This is a genomic window from Anaerococcus porci (assembly GCF_034090325.1).
Lineage (GTDB): Bacteria > Bacillota > Clostridia > Tissierellales > Peptoniphilaceae > Anaerococcus > Anaerococcus porci.
In genome coordinates, this window is sequence record NZ_JAXDSU010000005.1 from 1 (window position 1) to 20,488 (window position 20,488).

The following is a 20,488-nucleotide window of genomic DNA, read 5'->3' on the forward strand; positions in this document are numbered from 1 at the left end:
TGACAGTTTATTAAGTTCGTATAAAATTAAGATAAGCTCCATCCCTATAGGAATGGACAGATATTGATACATAAAAAATTGTATCAACCCTTACCCATTGATCAGGATTTAGGTTGATACACAAAACTATTTACAGACCCGATAATTACAAAATACAATTATCACTTAATCTTCAAGCTTTATCTTGCGTTTTTATTAGTCAACTAGTTTACTTGTTACATCAACAACTCTTTTGGCTTGTACTCTTACTGCACCTTCAAGGTCGTTTGCAAAACCATCATTTGTAGCTGTACCACTTGCTCCATATGGATTTCCACCTTGTGTATAAACTTCATCTGCAGTATATCCAATAGGAAGAATTATTGCACCCCAGTGAGCTGCTGTTGTATAGATTGCTTTGATGGTTCCTTCTTGACCACCATTGTTATTTTGTGCTGATGACATAGCAGAAACCACCTTATTTATAAGTTTACCTTGAGCCCAAATACCACCTTGTGCATCTATAAATGCTTTAAGTTGACTTGCTACATTTCCAAATCTAGTTGGTGTTGAAAACAAAATTGCATCAGCCCATATTAAATCATCTGATGTAGCTTCCTCTATATATTTTGATTCATCAAGGTATTTTTTCCAAGCTGGATTATTTTCAGCTAAACTTTCATCTAAAGTTTCTTTAACTTTTAGAAGTCTTACTTCTGCTCCATTTTTTTCAGCTTCCTCTTTAGCCCATTTAGCCATTTGAAAGTTGTGTCCTGTTTGTGAATAGTATATTATTGCAAGTTTCATTGTTTATTCTCCTTTTTATTTCAAAAATTATCTCTAACTAGTGATATTATAAATATAACCATATTCAGGAATTCTAAACATTATTTATTAATTAACTTTTATTTATATCTTAATAAAGCAAGCTTTACTTTTGAAATTTTGGGTAAAAATAGAAAAAGAGAAGTAGTTTAAATAAAAAAAGGATGAGATATGGAATTAACTGATAAATTTGAAAAAGACAAGTGTAGAAAACCTGTAGAATATTCATTGATACATAAGGAAATACCTCTCAAAATGACAGATGACATGGTAAATGCAATAGCATATCTTTTGTGGTACGTGCCAGATATATCATCTATTCAATCAAAATCTAACGAACTAGTTTCTAATATGGAATATGATCTTTATACTTTTATAGAAATAATGAATTATATGGAACTTAGGGATGAGGATTGTCTTTTTACTGATAAAATAGATGAGGATTTAGCAAATGAATATAGGAAAAGAATTTGTATCAATACCCAAAAGATTATTTTAACCCAATCGGATAATGAGACCAAGACTGAATCTATGCTAAGGCATATAAGAAATGCTATAGCCCATGGGTCATTTACTATAGTAAATGATCTTATGATAGGATTTGATGAAAAGATAATAGGAAAAGATGAAATTCAAACTACTGCAATTTTTAAAATAAAGCCTAAAAATCTTTTAAGGGCTCTTAGAGAAATTAATGAGGATTTAACTAATGAAAAACTAATTTCGAAGGCTCTTAGAAACTCTTCTTATTGGGTTGAACCATATCAAGAAGATTATGAAAGAAGCAATAAATTTGACTTATTTGCAAAAAAGAAAAATAAAAAATATGCAATAGAGATTAGAAATTACAAAAGACAAAGAGATATTGACAAAGGATTTGCTAATAAGCTTGCTGACGATATTAAAAATATAAGGGATGATGATATAAGACCAGTCCTTGTCATAAATTCTTCTTTTTTAAAAGATGAATCTAAAAACGAGCTTATATTTAGAAATGTATTAATCTTAGATGTTAAAAATATCAAGAAGATGCTCAATGGAAGAGATATGATAAGAGAAATTGAATTAGTTCAAGATCAATATATAAATAGAAATAAAAATTAATATATTAATGTATTTGTTTATAAAAAATATTAAAAAAGATAGAAAATAAAGGGATATATGATGGAAAAAGAAATTATATGACTTCGTTGAGCTACTTTTATTAAATTTTTGTAAGATTTATAATACCAATATATTCTTAAGTTTCATAGTTTAATATAGTTAATTTTTTGGAGATTATTTTCTTTAATAAATTCAAGAATTATATATAAGCATTTTGGAAATATATTTTGGAATATATAATATTTGCTTTTGCTTATAAAATGTAAAGGTATAATAAATAATAATAGGCTATTATAAGTAAAAAGGAGAATATAATGACTGAAAGACGTGACGACAAAAATAGTCAAAGAAAATCTTCTGATTCAAGAGAAAGCAGAAGGGTAAGAGCTACAAATAATCGTTTAAAAGACAATAAAATCTCTTGGAGTGCAATAATTGCAGGTGCAATATCATTTTCAGCTGTATTTATAGTCTTAAGTTTATTAGTTTGGGCGTTGGGACTTGGGATTTTTTCTCCAAATAACCAAAATTCACTATCATCAACTGAAATAGGAGTTGCAATTGCAACTGTGATAATACTTTTAATTTCGTTTATAGTTTCAGGTTTTATAACAGGTGCTTTTTCTAAAGGACAACCGTTACTACATGGATTTATGAGTTGGGCTCTCTCAATTATTCTTCTATTTTCACTAATAACAACAATAATAGTACAAGCTTTAGGTCTTGCAGAACAACCGGTTCAAACAGTGGCTGATTCTGTTATAAGTACAGCAGGAGATGCAAGAGGAAATGTCCTATCAAGTGTTGCTGATTCTATATCTGGTGTCGATACAAAAGAGCTTGAAGAAAATATCAAGAATACTTTTTCTAAAACAGATATAGCTGAACTACAACCAGAATTTATAACAAAGAATTTAAATGAAGTAAAAGCTGAAATATCAAACGCTGGAAAGGAACTTTTAACAAATCCAGAAAATAAAGATAAAATTTTAAAAGATCTTTCTGATTCACTTGAAAAGAGAGCAACAGATATTACAAATTCTATTAATAAGGAAACTATTCAAGAAGAAGTTTATAAAAATTCCAACCTAACAGCACAAAAATCTCAAGAAGCAGTAGATAATATTTTCAATGGTTTAGAAACAGCTTCTAAAGAAGCAAGTAAACAAATTACAAATGCTAAAGAAGCTTTGAATCAAACTAATAAAGAAGCTGATAAGGCTATAAAAGATGTTAAAAATGGTACTGAAAGCACTATAAATAAAGCATCATTTGCAACGGCATTAATAATCTTATTTCTAATAATTGGTCTTGGTATAGAGATTTATGTCGCAAGACTTGGCGAAGAATATATGATTAAATATTAATTTAAGATTGAAAAAATCCTGAATATTTCAGGATTTTTCTTTGTTTTATTTTATATTTTCAAGTACGTAAGTTTTTGGATTGTCTGTATTTATTTTTTGATCATATTTTAGATACTTATCATTTTCATCAAGTTCATATGAATCATCTATTGAAATTACAAGTCCTGAATAATCAAGATTAAAAAAATCACTTCGTAGATAATTAATTCTATCATTTTTACTAGTTTCACTATCTAAGGCATTTTTAACAACATATGCCTTGGATGTTTCTTTTAGAAGATGTGTTAGGGTAATAGGGGAGTTTTTAGTATTTTCATTTACAAGAATAAAAATATTTTTATTTTCAAGATCCCTATCTTTTTTAATATCTATATTAATAGTGTCGTAATACATATAATAGTCTTTGTTTATATAATCAAGTTTTTCAGGATACTTACTGGAGGGGTTTTCCATAAAAGATGATGATATATTTAAATTATCTTTATTTTCCTTCATAAAACTTAGGTTTTCCTTAAGAAGATTTCCTCTATAAAAGACAAGTTTTTCCTTTTGATAATCATCATGAATTAAAAGAGAAAGTAGTCTAAAGGCGTACTTATCATCTGTGGACTCATTATCCGAAAAATCTAAGTAAACATTTTTTATATTTGTATTCTTTTTTAGGATATCTTTTATCTTATTCATATCTTCTTCTAAATTCATACTATTAAAGGCAGGAATTGTTATTTCAAGTATAGACCCGTTTTCATTAATATTAATTTTAGGAAGATTTGATTTTTTTCCTATGAGTCTCTTATACCTATTTACAACTTGACTATTTCCTAAAATTTTAGCTCTTGGAGAGTTTTTATCTTCCTTATAATAGTCAAAAAGCATATCATATGATTTTTTATCTAGGATTTTTGTCCTATTATCGGAAAGTATGCTTAAATAAGAATCTATTATATCATAAAATTCTTGGTCAGTTTTTGACTCCTTTACTTTATTGAAATTGGAATCATAGGAGTCCGAGAACTCTTTAAAAGCTTCCTCACTATCATTATCTATAACATGATTTCTAACTATAGTTTCATAAAGCTTTTTAAAATCTTTCTCTTTCTCAGAACTTGTTAGGGATCTACCATCTGTATTTGCAACAAATACATTTTGTGTAATTGATTCTAGAAACTGATTTCTAAATTCAGGGTAATCAAAATTTTTATATTGGTTAAAGAATCCATATACAAACCTAAATATAAGGAAAATTATTAAAAATAAAATAAGAAGAAGGACTAACCTCCTTCTCATATAGGTTTTTTTCTTTTTTTTCCTTCTTATTTTATCTCTTTTTTTAGTTGAGCTTATTCTTATATCTTTTTTTCTTGTTCTTTTGTTTTTATGTCTTGATGATGATAAATTTTTTTTTCTTTTCATAGTTCACCTATAAATAATATAACAAATATTGTAATATTTCCCAAATTATTTAGGTAAAATTATTGAAAAAGTAGTGCCTTTACCAAGCTTTGACTTGAGTTTAATTTTACCACCGAGACTTTCTACAAAGTTTTTACTTATTGATAGGCCTAGTCCATGTCCATTTAGTTTGGTATTTCTTGCATCATCAATCCTATAAAATCTTTCGAAAATGACTTCTTTTCTATCTTCACTTATTCCTACTCCATTATCTTTTATATCTATATAAATATTTGTTTTATCATCAGTTAAAGATATTTTTATAAGTCCATCTTTATCTATAGCCTTGATAGCATTTGAGATAATATTTTGTATTACTTGTGTTATTTTATCCTTATCAGAAAAGATTACTACATTGTCCTTTATATCTTCAACCAAAGCAATGTTTTCTTTATTAAACCTTGGTTTTATAGTATCAAGGATTGACTTTAGATGTGTTGAAAGATTAAATTCTTTCTTTCTGATTTTTACATACTCAGTATTATCATCGAAAGACTTATTTAAATTTACTACCAAACCTTCAAGCCTAAATATTTCATCAAGAATTGACTTAAGTGTATCATCATCAACTTCAATAACTCCATCTTTTATGGCTTCTATATATAATTGTAAATTTGTAATAGGAGTTCTAAGTTCATGGGATATATCTTGGGCGTATTGTTTTCTTAATTCTTTTTGATTTTTCAAATTGCTTGAGAGATATTTTATATTATTTTGTAAGTTTTCAAGTTCTATTATCTGACTATCTTTAAGTTTTATATTATAATCCCCATCTTTAATCTTTATAGTTGCATCAGAGATTTGTTTAATAGGATTTGTAATGTTATCAGATAAGATTAAAGCTATTAAAATTCCTATAGAAACAGAAATTACAATAGCTATGAGTAATGAATTTTTAAAATTACTTAAAAGTTCATTTGCAGCCATTTCTCCTGAATCATATGTCACTATAAGCTGTGCCATATAGTCATTAAGATTAGGCGAATAAAGTTCATAGGATTGAGTTTTTCCTGACTTATGATCAGATTTTCTGCCCTTAAAAATCATAACAGTTTCATTATCCTTATTTAAGATTTCTATATCTACATTTAAATTCTTAGAAAACCAATCTAGTCTTTCTTTAAAGTTATTTGGATCTTCACTTTTTAATAAATGTTCAAATTCTTTTTTTATCTCAGATGGTCTCCTAAACTCTGTTGTATCAAGGAAATTTTTAGTATAGATTCCTAAAAGATAAGATATAGCTATAGAAAAAACAAGAATACAGGCAAGAATTCCCGCAACAAAGTTTTTAATTATTTTATTTTTTAAGGATGTCATCTATCCCACCTGACTTATATCCCATTCCATAGATTGTCTTAATATAGGTAGGTTTTTTAGGGTTATCTTCAATTTTTTGTCTAATATTTTTAATGTGGGTATCAATTGCCCTATCATAGGCATCATAATCATAACCAAAAGTTAATTCAATTATTTCTTCTCTAGTAAATATCTTATTTGGATTTGAAAAAAGTGTCTTAATAATTTGGAATTCATTCTTGGTTAAAAAAATTTCTTTTCCATCTTTAAAAAATCTGTTGTATTCAAGATCCATTTCAAGTCTTCCATCTGTAGTTTTTATAATATCAGCTCTTGGTATATTGTATTTTTCAATTCTTCTAAGCACTGTTTTTATCCTTTGAATTAATTCTTTAGGAGAAAATGGCTTAGTCATATAGTCATCAGCTCCAAGTTTTAGACCATTTACTATATCATCTTCATTTACCTTTGCTGTAACCATTATTACAGGTATTTCAGACTTATTTCTAATTTCTTTGATTACTTCTTCTCCTGATATTTTTGGAATCATTAAGTCGAGTAAGACTAAGTCTATTTCATTCTGTTGAAAAATTTTTAAGCCTTCTTCACCATCATATGCTTGGTAAACTTCGTAATCTTCCTTTTCTAGATATGACTTTATAATCTTTGAAATTCCAGCTTCATCTTCTATTATTAATATTTTAATATTATTCATCTAATTCACCTCTATTATTTTTATACCCTAGTATATTTTATTTTACTATATGAAATATTTGCGTTTTTATTATGTATATTGCAAAAAAGTGGGTATATATATAATAAGACAAAAAGAAACACTTAATTAGCTTTGCTTTTTAAGGTATAGTATTAATTAAAGGAGAAGAATTATGATAGGTTCATTAATTATAGGTGCTTTATGCGGATGGATCGCTAGTATGATAATGAAAACTGATGCTCAAATGGGAGCTTTAGCAAATATTATAGTAGGTCTAATAGGTGGAGTAATAGGAGGATGGATATTCAGTCTTCTAAATATTGCTAGTACTGGACTTATTGGTGACATTATAGCTGGAGTTATTGGTTCAGTTGTACTAATTTTCATTTATAATGCAATAACTGGTAAAAATAAATAACTTTTAAGAAATTAAAATCGGCTTAGGCCGATTTTTTTAAAATGATTTTTAGGAGTATAGTGATTTTATGAATGTAAACGACAAATATATAAAAATAGCAAAAGATATATTAAATAATGGTTATGATGAAGAATCTCTTAATGAGGATGTAAGGCCAGTTTGGGAAAATGGAGAGAATGCTTATACTCTCTATCTTCCTCAACAATTTGTAAGATATGAGAAAGGAGAAGTGCCTTTAACAAGTCTTAGGAAGATTGCTTGGAAATCAGCTATTAAGGAAATATTATGGATTTACCAAGATAGATCTAATGATGTGGATTTACTTAAAGACAAGTACAAGGTAAATTATTGGGATTCTTGGAAAAATGAAAAAGGAAACTTAGGTAAGGCTTATGGATATCAAATAAATAAAGAATTTAAGTCTCCTGAAACAGGGAAAATTACAAATCAAATTGATAGACTTATAAGTGAGCTTAAAAACAATCCTCTTAATAGAAGACTTATTATTAATTTAATAGATGTAGATGATATGAGTGAAATGACCCTTATTCCATGTGCATTTTTAACTATGTGGACTGTTACTGGAGGTTATTTGAATTTAACATTAATTCAAAGAAGTGGGGATTTTCTTGCGGCTGCGGCTCCCGGCGGAATTAATGCATTTCAATACTATGTTCTTTTAAGAATGATTTCTCAGGTTACTGGATATAAAGCAGGGGATTTTGTTCATTTTATTCAAAATTATCATATATACAAGAAACATATACCAAGTATTAAAAAGATTATTAATATTAAACCGGATTCTAGGAATAATCCTAAGCTTTTAATAAATGAGGATATTAAGGAATTTAAAGATTTTTCTATTGATGATTTTAAATTAGAAGATTACTATCCTGATCAAACTAAGTATGATATAGATATAGCCTTATAGTCTTGAAATTTTAAAAGCTATGAGTATAGTTTCTTTGTTATGGAGGAATTATGGAGAAAATTACTATAATTGGTTCCGGAGGATCCGGAAAATCCACTTTAGCCAAAAAACTAGGCGAAAAGCTTGGTATTAAGGTATACTACCTTAATAAGATTTGGTGGAAAAATGAAAAGGAACACATATCTGAAGATGAGTTTCTAAAAATACAAGAAAATATTATAAGAAATGAGGATTCTTTTATATTTGATGGTTATTATCCAAAAACTTTAGATATAAGACTAGATGCAAGTGATACTATAATTTATTTAGATTTTCCACCTGTATCAAACTTGAAAAGATCAGTAAAAAGATCTCTTACTGAGAAAAATGATGAGGATGATCCATCTCTTGATAGGACTGAGAAGCTTAATAAAGAATATATTTCTTGGCTACTTAATTTTGATAGGACTGAAAGAAGCAAAATTTTAGATAAGCTAAACAAGTTAAAGCTTGAAAAAAGAATTGTTATTATAGATAATGACAACAAAAAAGATTTGTTTCTTGAAACAATAGGATAAAAATGCTGCTGTAGGAAGTTCCTACAACAGCATTTTTTAATTATTATTTTTTTGATTTTCTCCTTCAAGATTTTGTTTATTTTGTTGCTTTTCATCTTGATTTTGACCATCTTTATTTTCTAGATTATTTTGATTTTTATCGTCTTGTTTTTTTCCATTATTAGATTTATTATCGTCTTTAGGCTTAGGTTCAACATAACCAAGATCCGAGTACTTTTGAGGTATAGAATATTTCCAGTCTTCAGGTAAAATTCCATTCCACTTGCTTGGATCATAGCTTCCCTTCCTATCTATAAAGGCCCTATTTGCTTGTAAGTTTTTAGGAGTTTTATTTGATGCAAGTAGATTATTTCTTGTATCAACTAAGATCCAAACGTGGACATCATCTTGTTCTGTTGGTAAATTATCTTTAGAGAAGATTTCATCTTTTACGGTATTTCTTGGATCTGCGTAAGATGCTTGGGTAGGAAGTTTACCACTTATAGTGTCAACCTTAGCGTGTATAATTCCACTAGGCTCTTCAAATGAAGCTTGTTTATAGTCATGGAGTATCCTATTATTTATAACTCCCCACATTAAAGCAGTCCTATCAGTAGAATAAGAGTTAAGAGATATGTTTTGATTATCAGATCCCATCCACACTCCAACTGTGTAATAAGGTGTGTATCCTATACACCAAAAGTCTATATTATTATCACTAGTTCCTGTCTTTGTTGCATAATCTGTTCCATATAAGTTAATTGTTCCATAGTTTTTTCCAGCAGACATTAGAGCAGATGTCATTTGATAGGCTGTTTCAGGACTTGTAACCTTATTTTTCTTCTTATCTTTTTCATCAAATATTATATTTCCTTGATTATCTTCAATTTTTGAGAAGGTTAGAGGTTCTATATACTCACCATTATTAGCAAGGGCAGCATAGGCTGCTGTCATATCAAGAACTGATTGACCTTTTGTCATAGCTCCAAGTCCCATAGCTGCAAGGTTTTCATCATTTTTTTGTGAATCTTCTTCTTTTGTAACGAAATTATCATCACCATTTTCTTTTATAAGACCAAAATTTTTCAAATATTTCTTTGAAGTATCAATGCCTATATCTTTTAGAGTTCTTACAGCATTTGTATTTACAGAATAAACCAAGGAATCCCTTAGACTTACAATCCCTTTATAAGACCTATAAACATTCTCAGGCCATATTTCTCCATTTTCATTCTTCATAAATGGAACATCATCTATACCTGTAGCCAGGTTATATCCATGATCTAGAGCAGCTGTATAGGTTGCTAAAGGCTTTACTGATGAGCCAGGTTGTCTAGGCTGATCTATTGCTCTATTTAATATTTTTTGTCCCTTTTGATCACGACCTCCCATAATAGCCTTAACTTCTCCATTTTTTTGATCAATTACCACTGTGGATGATTGAGGTTGTATAACACCTTCTAGGTCTGTATCATAATACTCTTTATTAAAAGAAAATGATCCAGATTCATTTTGCCATACAAAATCATTATGATTTTTAAGGTAGGAGGCTGATATAAGAATAGATCCATCTTGATTTTCTCTTATGTTTTCGTTGGATGGAAATTTAACAAATCCTGTTTTATGAGTTCTTAAGTTGGAGTTTTTATCATCCAAACTGTAATAATCTTTAAATACAAGGTTTGTATTATTAAGGCTAATTTTATTTGAATTTATAATCAAATTAGAATTTTCATCATAGTAAGCTTCATCACTTGAAATAGTAAAGTCATTATTATCATTCATAACATTACTTTTAGCATAATATATTAAAGTTCCATCGTTTTTAACTATATTTCCCCAATTATCATATCTTAAGTCAAGTAAAGGAGCTGAACCCCATCCTTGTGTATTACCTAGAATGCTTTCTGAAAAATTTTCATAAACATCTTCAAGTTTACTTTGCATATCATTATCTACAGTAGTAGTAATTTTAAGCCCGCCATAGTAGAGTTTATCCCAGGCTTGTCTTTCTCCAATGTTTAGGGTTTCTTGAAGCTTTTTAACAACTTGTTTTTCTAAAAGAGTATTAAAGTATGAGGCCATAAGTGGAGACTTATCTTCAGGTGGTTTAATATTACTTGCTACATCTTCTGATAAGGCTTCTTTGTATTCACTATCTGATATATAGCCCTCTTCAAGCATTTTTGAAAGTACATACTTTTGTCTTTCAAAAGGCTTTTCGTTATATACTGCTGAATATTTTTGTCCATCTATAGAAAATTCTCCAAAAACTCTTTCATCTGTAACTTCGCTTGTCGGAACAGCCTTAAATAATGCGTATTCTGTTGGAGATTGAACTATACCTGCAATTGCAGCTGCTTCTGCAATTGTAAGCTCTGATACGTCTTTTGAAAAATAAGTTTTGCTAGCGGCTTGAACACCAAAAGAATTTTGCCCAAGAAAAACTCTGTTCATATATGCTTCAAGAATTTCATCTTTACTCAAATATTGTTCAATTTTTAAGGCTAAATAAATTTCTTTAATCTTTCTTTCATATGTTTGATCGTTGGAAAGGTATGTATTTCTTGCCAACTGTTGAGTTAAGGTTGAACCACCTCTTACAATAGAACCACTTTTAAAATTTTGGATAGCTGAACCTATAATAGAGATTGGATCTATACCATTATGTTTTAAAAATCTCTCATCTTCAACAGCTATAAAGGCATGTTTTAAATGTTCAGGCATTTGTTTAAAATCAACTATCTCTCTATTTTCACTAGTTCTAATAGAGTCTATCTCATTTCCGTCTTTATCAACTATAGTAGAATTTTCACTCATTTCATATTTTATATTTTCTGGATCTATATCTGGGGTTTTTTTCATAACTTGTAGAATTCCACCACCTATCAGTCCAGAAAACACTGTTCCTAGACCGATTAAAACCAGTATTGTAATAAGTAAAACTTTTAAAACTATAGGGGAGACTTTTTTATTCATTTTGACCTCCTTGTTTAAAGTCTTATCTTTAAAAATAATAGAATTACACTATTATTTTATCATCTTTTAAGTATTTAATCTATAAAATTACATATTTTGATAATAGAATTTTGTCTATCTTTAAAATAAGCCAAAAAAATGTATAATTTATTAAAGAAAGGAAATTTATGCAAGAAGTTATACAAGTTAATGTTTACAATGAAAAAGAGAATCCAAATAAGAGTTTTGAACTTGAATCTTTAATAAATACAGCAGGTGCTAAGTCTGTTGCAAAGATTAGCCAAGTTATAAATAAAGTGAATCCATCCTATTACATAGGAAGTGGTAAGGTCGAAGAGATAGAAGATATAGCAAAAAAGCTTGATGTAAAAACTGTTGTATTTGATGTAGAACTTTCAGCAAGTCAGCTTAGAAATCTAGAAGAGAAGATGAAGCTTCATGTGGTAGATTGGACTACTTTAATTCTTGATATATTTGCCCAAAGAGCTAATACAAAAGAAAGTAAGTTAAAGATAAAACTTGCTCAGTTAAAATATCAACTTCCGAGAATTAACAAGTGGTTTTCTTATCTATCTCGTCAGTCTGGTGGAATTGGTACAAGGGGACCAGGTGAAACCATGCTTGAAACAGATAAGAGGGCTATAATAAGAGATATAAGATCAATTGAAGAGAAATTAAAGAATCTAGAGAAGACAAAAGTGGTCAACAGAAAGAGTCGAGAAGATATTTTAAATATATCTTTATTAGGATATACAAATGCAGGAAAATCAACAATTCTTAACCAAATGCTAAAATTATATGGGAAAGAGAAATATGTTTATTCTGATGATTTATTATTTGCTACTCTTGATACATCAACAAGAAGACTTGATTTTTCAAATACAAAAGTAACACTAACAGATACAGTAGGTTTTATTGATAATCTTTCCAAGGAACTTAATGATTCATTTCTAACAACTCTAGAAGAGATAAAATTTGCTGATATGCTTTTGGTTATTATTGATTCATCATATGATATTGAAACTCAGCTAAAAACAATAGATAAGGCTATAGATGATATAGATGTAGGAGAAAAGAAAATTCTTTATGTATTTAATAAGCTTGATATTGTAGATGACAAAATGAATATATTAATTAATAGAGCAAAGGCTGAGAAAATCTATATGTCAGCAAGAGATAAAAATGATATAGTTAGACTTAAGGAAAAAATAGTTGATTTAATTAAAGAAGAATATATAAAAGTTATTATGGAAATTTCATATAAGGATGGGAAAATTTTAGATTATATAATGTCAAATTATGATGTAGACAATAAGGATTATAATAACGATGGGATTGTTCTCAAGCTAAATATTTCAAAGAAAGATTATAATAAGTATGAGAGATATATCAAAAAAAATTAGTGAAGATTACAAAACTATAAAAGGGGAAATCATTGATGAATTTGAGATAGAAAAGTCCACCTTTATTACTAATATTAAATATGTAGAGACAGAAGCTGAGGCTTTAGACTTTATTGAAAAAATAAAGAAAAATTACAAGGATGCAAGTCATAATTGTCATGCCTATATCATAAATGAAAAGCCTGAAATTAAAAGGTATTCTGATGATGGTGAGCCACAAGGATCAGCTGGACTTCCTATGTTATCAGTTCTTGAGAAAGAAAAAGTTTATAATGTGGTATGTGTTGTAAGCAGATATTTTGGAGGTAAAAAACTTGGCAAGGGAGGGCTTGTACGTGCCTATACTAAGGGTGTAGCAGATTGTATAGAAGGAAATATTACTTATAGAAGAAGATATATAGACAGTAAAATTACTTTTAATTATACTTTACTTGGAATAATAGAAAATTTCCTAAATGAAGGAAATTATATTATTATAGATAAGGATTATCTTCAAGATGTATCAATAAGACTTTATATAAAATATGATAAATTTGAAGATTTTAAAAATGAATTAATAGACATGACAAGTGCTAACATAAAAATAGAAGAAAGAGAAATTGTTATGTTATTTAAGAATTAGGAGGATATATGTCAGGACATAATAAATGGAGCAAAATAAAAAACAAAAAAGGTAGCGAAGATGCAAGACGTGGTAAGATATTTACCAAATTAAATAGGATTATCTCAGTTGCAGTAAGAGAAGGTGGAGATAACCCTGAATATAATCCTGCACTAAAAGCTGCTATTGATAAGGCTAAGGCAGAAAATATGCCTAACGATAATATTGAAAGAGCTATTAAAAAAGCAAGTGGTTCAACAGATGGAGCAAATTTTGAAAGAGTCATATATGAAGGTTATGCTAAAGATGGGGTAGCTGTAATAGTTGATTGTCTTACAGATAATAAAAATAGGACTGCTCCAGATATAAGACATTTATTTGATAAGTTTGGAGGAAACCTTGGAACAGATGGCTCAGTAATGTTTATGTTTAATAGAAAGGGTATTATAGAAATTGATAAGGATGATTCTATAGACTTTGATGAGCTTATGCTTGAGGCAATTGAGTTTGGTGCAGAAGATGTAGAAGAGGATGAAGATGTATATCAAATAACAACTAGCGTTGATGAATTTCAACCAGTGGTAGATAAATTTAAAGAAGCTGGATATAAGTTATCAAAAGCTGACTTATCTTATATAGCAGACAATCTAATTGAAGCTCAAGAATCAAACTTAAAACAAATAGCTAAATTGATAGAAAATCTTGAAGATAACGATGATGTTCAAGAGGTTTATACAAATTGGAAAGTACCTGAAGATTTAGGAATTGATTAATATGTTAGATTTTAAAATTGATAGGGTTGCTTTCTCTATATTTGGTATAGATGTATATTGGTATGCAATTATTATTATTACAGGAATTTTAATAGGTGCAAAATTTGCTCAAAAAGAGTTTTCAAGAAGGGGATTTAGTGAGGATTTCATTTATGATATTTTATTTGTAACCTTACCTTTTGCAATAGTTGGGGCTAGGCTTTGGTATGTTGTATTTGAATGGGATTTATATAAAAATAATCCTATAGAAATTTTAAACTTTAGGGCAGGAGGTCTTGCTATTCATGGAGGAATTTTATTTGCGATAATTGCCTTATATTTTTATAGTAAGAAAAAAGAAATTCCACTTATTGATATAACAGATGTTATGGTACCATCACTTGCTTTAGGGCAAGCTATAGGAAGGTGGGGTAATTTTGTAAATGGTGAAGCTCATGGTAGTGCAACAAATCTTCCTTGGGCAATCCTTGTTGATGGGGTAAGGGTTCATCCTACTTTTCTCTATGAATCTATTGGAGATTTTCTTATATTCTTATTTTTGATAAATTATAGGAAAAAAGAACCTGCCAAGGGAAAGCAAACTGCTATATATTTTATGGCATATGGAGTACTTAGATTTTTTGTAGAAGCTTTAAGGACAGATTCTTTAATGATAGGGCCTATAAGAATGGCACAATTTACAAGTGTAATTTACCTTATTTTAGGCATATATTTGTTTGTAAGATATAAACATTTGAACATGGGACAATTCATAAAGAAGAATAGATGCTAGATTTTTAAGGATATTCGATACTTAGCTTACAATTTTATATTCATACTGGGGCTGTTGCACAATGATAGAAATTCATAATTTTGCAATAGCCCTTTTATTTTTATTTTTGGGTTTTTCTACCACCAAACATTAATTAGTTTGAATTTATAGTTAAAAGTTGAAATTTATTCTTAAAAATATTTTTTTAAGTCTTTACAATTTGTAGGCTTTGTTATAAGATATAAGTGAAGTGGAAATATGTGGTAGAAGGTGGGTCATGTTTTTAGGAGAATTCATTCATAAAGTAGATTCTAAAAATAGAATAATGATGCCAAGTGACTTTAGAGATGACTTGGGAGATGAATTTTATATTACAAAGGGCCCTGAAAACTCTTTAGTTATTTATACTATAGAAGAGTTTCAAAATCGTGCAAAAAAGTATGAAGAACTATCCTACCAAAACAAAAACAACAGGGCAATGAAAAGATTGTTTTTTTCTTCCACTATCAAAGCTTATTTAGACAAACAAGGACGTGTTCTAATAAATAAGCAATTACGCGAATATGCCAAATTAAAAGACGAAGCTATGATAATTGGTAACAATACCAACATAGAAATATGGGATTTGGATAATTGGAACCAATATATAGAAGATGTAGAAGGAAACTTATCAGAGATAATGGATCAGTAGTATGAAATTTTCACACATATCAGTTTTGTTAAATGAATCAATTGAAAACTTGAATATAAAAGAAGATGGTATTTATGCTGACCTAACTTTAGGTAAGGGAGGTCATTCTAAAGAGATTTTAGAAAGACTTAATGAAGACGGACTTTTAATTGGACTAGACCAGGATAAAGAAGCTATCAAAGCAGCTAAGGAGAACTTAAATAACTTCTCGAATGTATTGTATTTTAACCGAAACTTTGAAAATATACAAAATGTTCTCCTTGAAGCAGGCGTAGATAAATTAGATGGCGCTTTGATGGACATTGGCGTAAGTTCATATCAAATTGACAAGGCAGATAGAGGTTTTTCTTATATGAAAGACGGTCCTTTAGATATGAGAATGGACAAAGATAATGAGTTAACAGCAAAGCATATTGTCAATGATTACTCTTTGGATGAGCTTTGGGAGATATTCCAAAATTTTGGCGAAGAAAGATATTCTAAAACTATAGCCAAAGCCATTGTAGATTACAGAAAAAACGAAGAAATTAATACAACTTTACAACTCCGAAATATTGTTATGAATTCTGTAAACTCAAACGAAGCTCATCCTGAAAAAAGAGTATTCCAAGCTTTGAGAATCGAAGTTAATCGTGAACTTGAAGTTTTGGAAAATACTTTAGAAACCGTAGTAGACAACCTTAAAAAAGGTGGAAGGTTATGTGTTATTACATTTCATTCGCTTGAAGATAGGATTGTTAAAAATAAATTTAAAGAAATGAGCAAAGACTGTATTTGTCCACCAGACTTCCCGGTTTGTGTGTGTAACCACAAAAGGAAGGTAAAAGTAATTACAAAAAAACCAATTTTACCTAAAAAGTCTGAGCTTAAGGAGAATAGAAGGTCTCATAGTGCAAAGCTTAGAGTAGTTGAAAGGGTTTGATATGCAGGAAGCTTTAAGAAAAAGAAAACAAAATAGAAAAAGAATTAAAAAGCTAAGTTTGCAAAATCAAACTGATTATAATCTAAAGCTTAAGTATAATAAGTTTAAAAAAGAAGATAAAAAGTTTAAAGCAAATATTTTAGCTTTATTATTTTTATCTTTTATAGTAATGGGCTTTATTACTATTAAAAATTACATAAAATTGAATAATACAAGAAACGAGTATAATAGTTTACAAAGTCAATATACATCTTATCAACTTACACGTGATAGGCTTAATAAAAACCTAGAAGATACAGTTGATTTAAAAGAAATCCAAAGATATGCAATAGAAGAATTGGGTATGGTATATGAGAACAAGAACAATATTGTTTATCTTGATATTGATAGGTAGGAGAAATGAAAGATATTTTAAGAATAATTTTACTAACATTAATACTAACACTTATACTTGGAAGAATTATTATTCCAATCTTAAGAAATAGCCATATAGGGCAAAATATTAGAGAAGAAGGGCCAAAAAGTCACTATGAAAAAGCGGGTACACCGACAATGGGTGGTATTATATTTTTGATATCAACGCTTGTAATGACATTAATTTTTGTTCCTTTTTCTATGAAAACTTTTATATTGCTTCTTGCAACATTTGGTTTTGGAGCAATAGGTTTTGTTGATGATTTTAGAAAGCTTGTTTTAAAAAGGTCACTTGGACTTACTGCCAAACAAAAAATTGTATTGCAAGTAGGATTATCGTTTGTAATCGCACTTTTATGTTTTATATTTCAAAATGACACCATAACTAAACTCTGGATACCATTTACTCATACCAGAATTAACATCTCAATATTTGGTATACCACTTATGATGTTTATAATGATAGGAACATCTAACGCAGTAAATCTTACAGATGGACTTGATGGACTTTCTTCATCAGTTTCTATTCCTGTTTTTATTTCGTTTATAATTCTTGCAACAAGTGTTGAAGATAAATTATTTGCAAGTATTATGTTAGCTGGACTATTAGGATTTTTATTTTATAATTCAAATCCTGCATCAGTATTTATGGGTGATACAGGTTCTATGGCTATAGGTGGGGCTGTAGTAGCACTTGCACTAAATATGGAAATGGCTCTTTTTTTAGTGATATTAGGAGGTATATATGTAGCTGAAGCGGGTTCAGTAATCCTACAAGTAGGCTCATATAAGCTTAGAAATAAAAAGAGAATTTTTTTAATGACACCAATCCACCATCATTTTGAATTGAAAGGATACAAAGAACCAAAAATAGTTACTGGTTTTACAATAGTATCAGTAATCTTATCTTTGATTACTTTATTGGCAGCAATATGAAAAAAGTTTTAGTATATGGTTTAGGAATAACAGGTATTTCAACGGTAAAAACATTAGCAAGTAAGGGATATAAAGTTTATACTTTTGACAAACTCAAAAAAGAAGACGATAGATTAAAGGGCTATGACTATAGCCCTATTTCTGATGTAGAAAAAGAGGATAAATTTGATTTTGTAGTAAAATCCCCTGGTATAAAACCGGATGATGAGATAGTAAAAGTTCTTGAAAAAAATAATGAGATAATATCAGATATAGAATTATCTTATAGAATTTTTAATAATAAAGAATTTTTGGCAGTAACTGGAACAAATGGCAAAACAACAACAACTTCACTTATAAGCCATATCTTAAATGAGTCAGGAAAAAGAGCTATAGCAGTTGGAAATATTGGTGAAGGTATTCTATGGCAAATGTATAAAAATGAAGCAGTCTTTGTAGAAGAAGTTTCATCTTTTCAACTACATAATACAAAGTTTTACAAACCTCATATTGGAATCATTTTAAATATTACACCAGATCATATAGACTGGCATAAAAGTGAGGAAAACTATATTAAAGATAAGTTAAGTATAGCTAGAAATCAAGATCAAAAAGATTATATTATTATAAATCATGATGATAAAATATTAAGTAAAAATAAAGAAAACTTCAATGCAAATATTTATGAATTTTCAACAAAAGAGAAGATATCTAATGGTATATATCTAGATGGTGATGATATAGTTTTAAACATAGATGAACCTATAAAATTATTTTCTAGGAATGATTTAAAAATTGTAGGTAATCATAATATATCAAATGCCATGGCAGCAGTCTTGGCATTATATCTATACGGAATTGATATAAATGAAATAGTTAAATATATTAAAACATTTAAGGCTATAAGTCATAGACTTGAATTTGTTACAGAAATTAATAATGTTAAATTTTTTGATGACTCAAAGGCAACCAATGTTGATTCTGCAATAAAAGCCTTAGAAAGTTTTGATAAGAATGTAATTTTAATAGCTGGAGGCTATGATAAAAATATAGACTACAGGCCCTTATTTGAAAGTTCAAGTAAAAAAATAAAAGCTATTATTTTAATTGGTCAAACTAAAAATATTTTAAAATCTGTCAGCGAAGACTATGGTATAAAATATTTTATAGAAGATACTATGAAAGATGCTGTTGATAGAGCATTTATGATAATGAAGAAAAATGATATAGTCTTATTATCTCCAGCATCAGCAAGTTGGGATATGTATAAAAGTTTTGAAGAAAGAGGAAATGACTTTAAGAATTTAGTAAAAGAAAGAGAGCCAAGATGAAGATAATAGTATCAGGCGGAGGAACGGGAGGGCATATCTATCCAGCCATTGCAATATGCCAAAAATTAGAAAAGGAAATTGATGATCTTGAAATTCTTTATGTTGGAATAAAGGGCGGACCTGAAGAAAAAATTGTAAAAAAGTATGATTATAAATTCCATTCTATAGAAGCTATGGGTCTTCCAAGAAAGATATCTAAGAGATTATTTAAATCTCTTATTACAAATTTAAAGGGTTTTTCTAAGGCTAAAAAAATAATCAATGATTTTAAACCAGATCTTGTCATAGGAACTGGAGGATATGTTTGTGCTCCAATTCTTTATCAAGCATCTAGAAAACATATAAAAACTATGATTCATGAGTCAAACTCATTTCCTGGAATAACAACAAGGTTTTTATCTTCTAGGGTAGATGCGGTTTGTATATCATTCGAAGAGGCTAAAAAACACCTGAAAAACAAAGATAATATTTATATTACTGGAAACCCTGTAAGAACAAACTTTAATGAAGATTTTTCAAAAAAGGATTTAGATAAGCTTGGTATAAAAAAGGATATACCAGTAGTATTTTCGTTTGGTGGATCAAACGGCTCATATGCATTAAATGAAGCAGTAAAAGAAATGAGCCAACTTATGAAGGGTGATTTTTACCTACTTCATCAAACAGGAAATATGTATTTTGAAAATTTCAAAAAAGAAGTATATAATAATGAATTTCTTAAAATTTTTTCTTATATAGATAGTATTGACCTTTTTTATGCTGTAAGTGATTTAGTTATAGCCTCTTCTGGAGCTATGAGCTTGACTGAAATTTCATCCTTAAAAAAGGCTTCTATTTTAATTCCAAAGGCTTATACAACAGAAAATCATCAAGAATTTAATGCAAGAAACTATTTTGAACATGGTGCAAGTCTGATGATTCTTGAAAAAGATTTAACTGGTCAAAAATTATATGATAATATAAAAGAGATAATCAATGACAAGGATAAATTAAAAAACATGGGAGAGAAGGCCAATAGTTTACAAAATCCTAAAGCAGCTGATGAGATTTATAATATAATCAGAAAACTTATGGCAAGTTAA

Annotated in this window: 20 protein-coding genes; 15 read left to right on the forward strand and 5 right to left on the reverse strand. The window is 28.7% G+C overall.

Features of this window, described 5'->3' with window-relative positions; all coding sequences use genetic code 11:
- Window positions 1-195 precede the first annotated feature (195 nt).
- On the reverse strand, window positions 196-786 hold the full coding sequence (gene wrbA, locus SOR60_RS00605; RefSeq protein WP_154541158.1) for an NAD(P)H:quinone oxidoreductase: 591 nt from the start codon (window positions 784-786) through the stop codon (window positions 196-198).
- 189 nt (window positions 787-975) lie between these two features.
- Between wrbA and SOR60_RS00610 the strand changes: the two genes are divergently transcribed.
- Both SOR60_RS00610 and SOR60_RS00615 read left to right on the forward strand, forming a co-directional pair.
- Entirely contained in the window at window positions 976-1,908 is a 933-nt protein-coding gene (locus tag SOR60_RS00610) for a hypothetical protein (protein ID WP_154541156.1), read from the forward strand.
- Window positions 1,909-2,222: 314 nt separating this feature from the next.
- Window positions 2,223-3,275 carry a TIGR04086 family membrane protein gene (locus SOR60_RS00615; RefSeq protein WP_320594948.1) on the forward strand — a complete coding sequence of 351 codons (1,053 nt, stop codon included), beginning with the start codon at window positions 2,223-2,225 and terminating at the stop codon, window positions 3,273-3,275.
- Between the two features lie 45 nt (window positions 3,276-3,320).
- Here the strand turns inward: SOR60_RS00615 and SOR60_RS00620 are convergent, their stop codons facing one another.
- The 3 genes from SOR60_RS00620 to SOR60_RS00630 are packed head-to-tail and all read right to left on the reverse strand — an operon-like array spanning window position 3,321 to window position 6,741.
- Complete coding sequence (locus tag SOR60_RS00620; RefSeq protein ID WP_320594949.1) at window positions 3,321-4,688, reverse strand: hypothetical protein; 1,368 nt, start codon at window positions 4,686-4,688, stop codon at window positions 3,321-3,323.
- Window positions 4,689-4,733: 45 nt separating this feature from the next.
- Window positions 4,734-6,047, reverse strand: coding sequence for a sensor histidine kinase (locus tag SOR60_RS00625; RefSeq protein ID WP_320594950.1), 1,314 nt, complete (start codon window positions 6,045-6,047; stop codon window positions 4,734-4,736).
- Window positions 6,028-6,741: a response regulator transcription factor gene (locus SOR60_RS00630; protein ID WP_154541148.1), complete on the reverse strand. Its 714-nt coding sequence runs from the start codon at window positions 6,739-6,741 to the stop codon at window positions 6,028-6,030. Before SOR60_RS00630 ends, SOR60_RS00625 begins: the two co-directional genes overlap by 20 nt.
- Window positions 6,742-6,913: 172 nt before the next feature.
- Here SOR60_RS00630 and SOR60_RS00635 point away from each other — a divergent pair, with 172 nt between their 5' ends.
- The 3 genes from SOR60_RS00635 (at window position 6,914) to SOR60_RS00645 (ending at window position 8,647) form a co-directional block, all read left to right on the forward strand.
- Window positions 6,914-7,159 (forward strand): GlsB/YeaQ/YmgE family stress response membrane protein, encoded by a 246-nt coding sequence (locus SOR60_RS00635; protein ID WP_154541146.1) that lies wholly within the window; start codon window positions 6,914-6,916, stop codon window positions 7,157-7,159.
- A 67-nt stretch (window positions 7,160-7,226) separates the two neighbouring features.
- On the forward strand, window positions 7,227-8,090 hold the full coding sequence (gene thyA, locus SOR60_RS00640) for a thymidylate synthase (RefSeq protein ID WP_320594951.1): 864 nt from the start codon (window positions 7,227-7,229) through the stop codon (window positions 8,088-8,090).
- A gap of 50 nt (window positions 8,091-8,140) precedes the next feature.
- A complete protein-coding gene (locus tag SOR60_RS00645) occupies window positions 8,141-8,647 on the forward strand; it encodes a P-loop NTPase family protein (protein WP_320594952.1) in 507 nt (168 codons plus the stop codon).
- Between the two features lie 36 nt (window positions 8,648-8,683).
- Here SOR60_RS00645 and SOR60_RS00650 read toward each other — a convergent pair whose 3' ends face one another.
- Window positions 8,684-11,605: a transglycosylase domain-containing protein gene (locus SOR60_RS00650; RefSeq protein WP_320594953.1), complete on the reverse strand. Its 2,922-nt coding sequence runs from the start codon at window positions 11,603-11,605 to the stop codon at window positions 8,684-8,686.
- Window positions 11,606-11,772: 167 nt separating this feature from the next.
- Here SOR60_RS00650 and hflX point away from each other — a divergent pair, with 167 nt between their 5' ends.
- From hflX to murG, 10 genes are all read left to right on the forward strand, one after another.
- A complete protein-coding gene (gene hflX / locus SOR60_RS00655) occupies window positions 11,773-13,008 on the forward strand; it encodes a GTPase HflX (protein ID WP_154541138.1) in 1,236 nt (411 codons plus the stop codon).
- Complete coding sequence (locus SOR60_RS00660; RefSeq protein ID WP_320594954.1) at window positions 12,983-13,630, forward strand: YigZ family protein; 648 nt, start codon at window positions 12,983-12,985, stop codon at window positions 13,628-13,630. Before hflX ends, SOR60_RS00660 begins: the two co-directional genes overlap by 26 nt.
- An 8-nt stretch (window positions 13,631-13,638) precedes the next feature.
- Entirely contained in the window at window positions 13,639-14,382 is a 744-nt protein-coding gene (locus SOR60_RS00665; protein ID WP_154541134.1) for a YebC/PmpR family DNA-binding transcriptional regulator, read from the forward strand.
- Window position 14,383: 1 nt separating this feature from the next.
- Entirely contained in the window at window positions 14,384-15,154 is a 771-nt protein-coding gene (lgt, locus tag SOR60_RS00670; RefSeq protein ID WP_154541132.1) for a prolipoprotein diacylglyceryl transferase, read from the forward strand.
- 256 nt (window positions 15,155-15,410) lie between these two features.
- Window positions 15,411-15,824 (forward strand): division/cell wall cluster transcriptional repressor MraZ, encoded by a 414-nt coding sequence (gene mraZ / locus SOR60_RS00675; RefSeq protein WP_154541131.1) that lies wholly within the window; start codon window positions 15,411-15,413, stop codon window positions 15,822-15,824.
- Window position 15,825: 1 nt separating this feature from the next.
- Window positions 15,826-16,746 (forward strand): 16S rRNA (cytosine(1402)-N(4))-methyltransferase RsmH, encoded by a 921-nt coding sequence (gene rsmH / locus SOR60_RS00680; protein ID WP_154541129.1) that lies wholly within the window; start codon window positions 15,826-15,828, stop codon window positions 16,744-16,746.
- A 1-nt stretch (window position 16,747) separates the two neighbouring features.
- Entirely contained in the window at window positions 16,748-17,140 is a 393-nt protein-coding gene (locus tag SOR60_RS00685) for a septum formation initiator (RefSeq protein ID WP_154541127.1), read from the forward strand.
- Between the two features lie 5 nt (window positions 17,141-17,145).
- Window positions 17,146-18,096 carry a phospho-N-acetylmuramoyl-pentapeptide-transferase gene (gene mraY / locus SOR60_RS00690; RefSeq protein WP_154541125.1) on the forward strand — a complete coding sequence of 317 codons (951 nt, stop codon included), beginning with the start codon at window positions 17,146-17,148 and terminating at the stop codon, window positions 18,094-18,096.
- The gene (gene murD / locus SOR60_RS00695) at window positions 18,093-19,406 is read left to right on the forward strand and encodes a UDP-N-acetylmuramoyl-L-alanine--D-glutamate ligase (RefSeq protein ID WP_320594955.1); all 1,314 of its coding nucleotides are present in this window, start codon (window positions 18,093-18,095) and stop codon (window positions 19,404-19,406) included. The genes mraY and murD overlap by 4 nt, the downstream gene beginning before the upstream one ends.
- The gene (murG, locus tag SOR60_RS00700; protein WP_320594956.1) at window positions 19,403-20,488 is read left to right on the forward strand and encodes an undecaprenyldiphospho-muramoylpentapeptide beta-N-acetylglucosaminyltransferase; all 1,086 of its coding nucleotides are present in this window, start codon (window positions 19,403-19,405) and stop codon (window positions 20,486-20,488) included. The genes murD and murG overlap by 4 nt, the downstream gene beginning before the upstream one ends.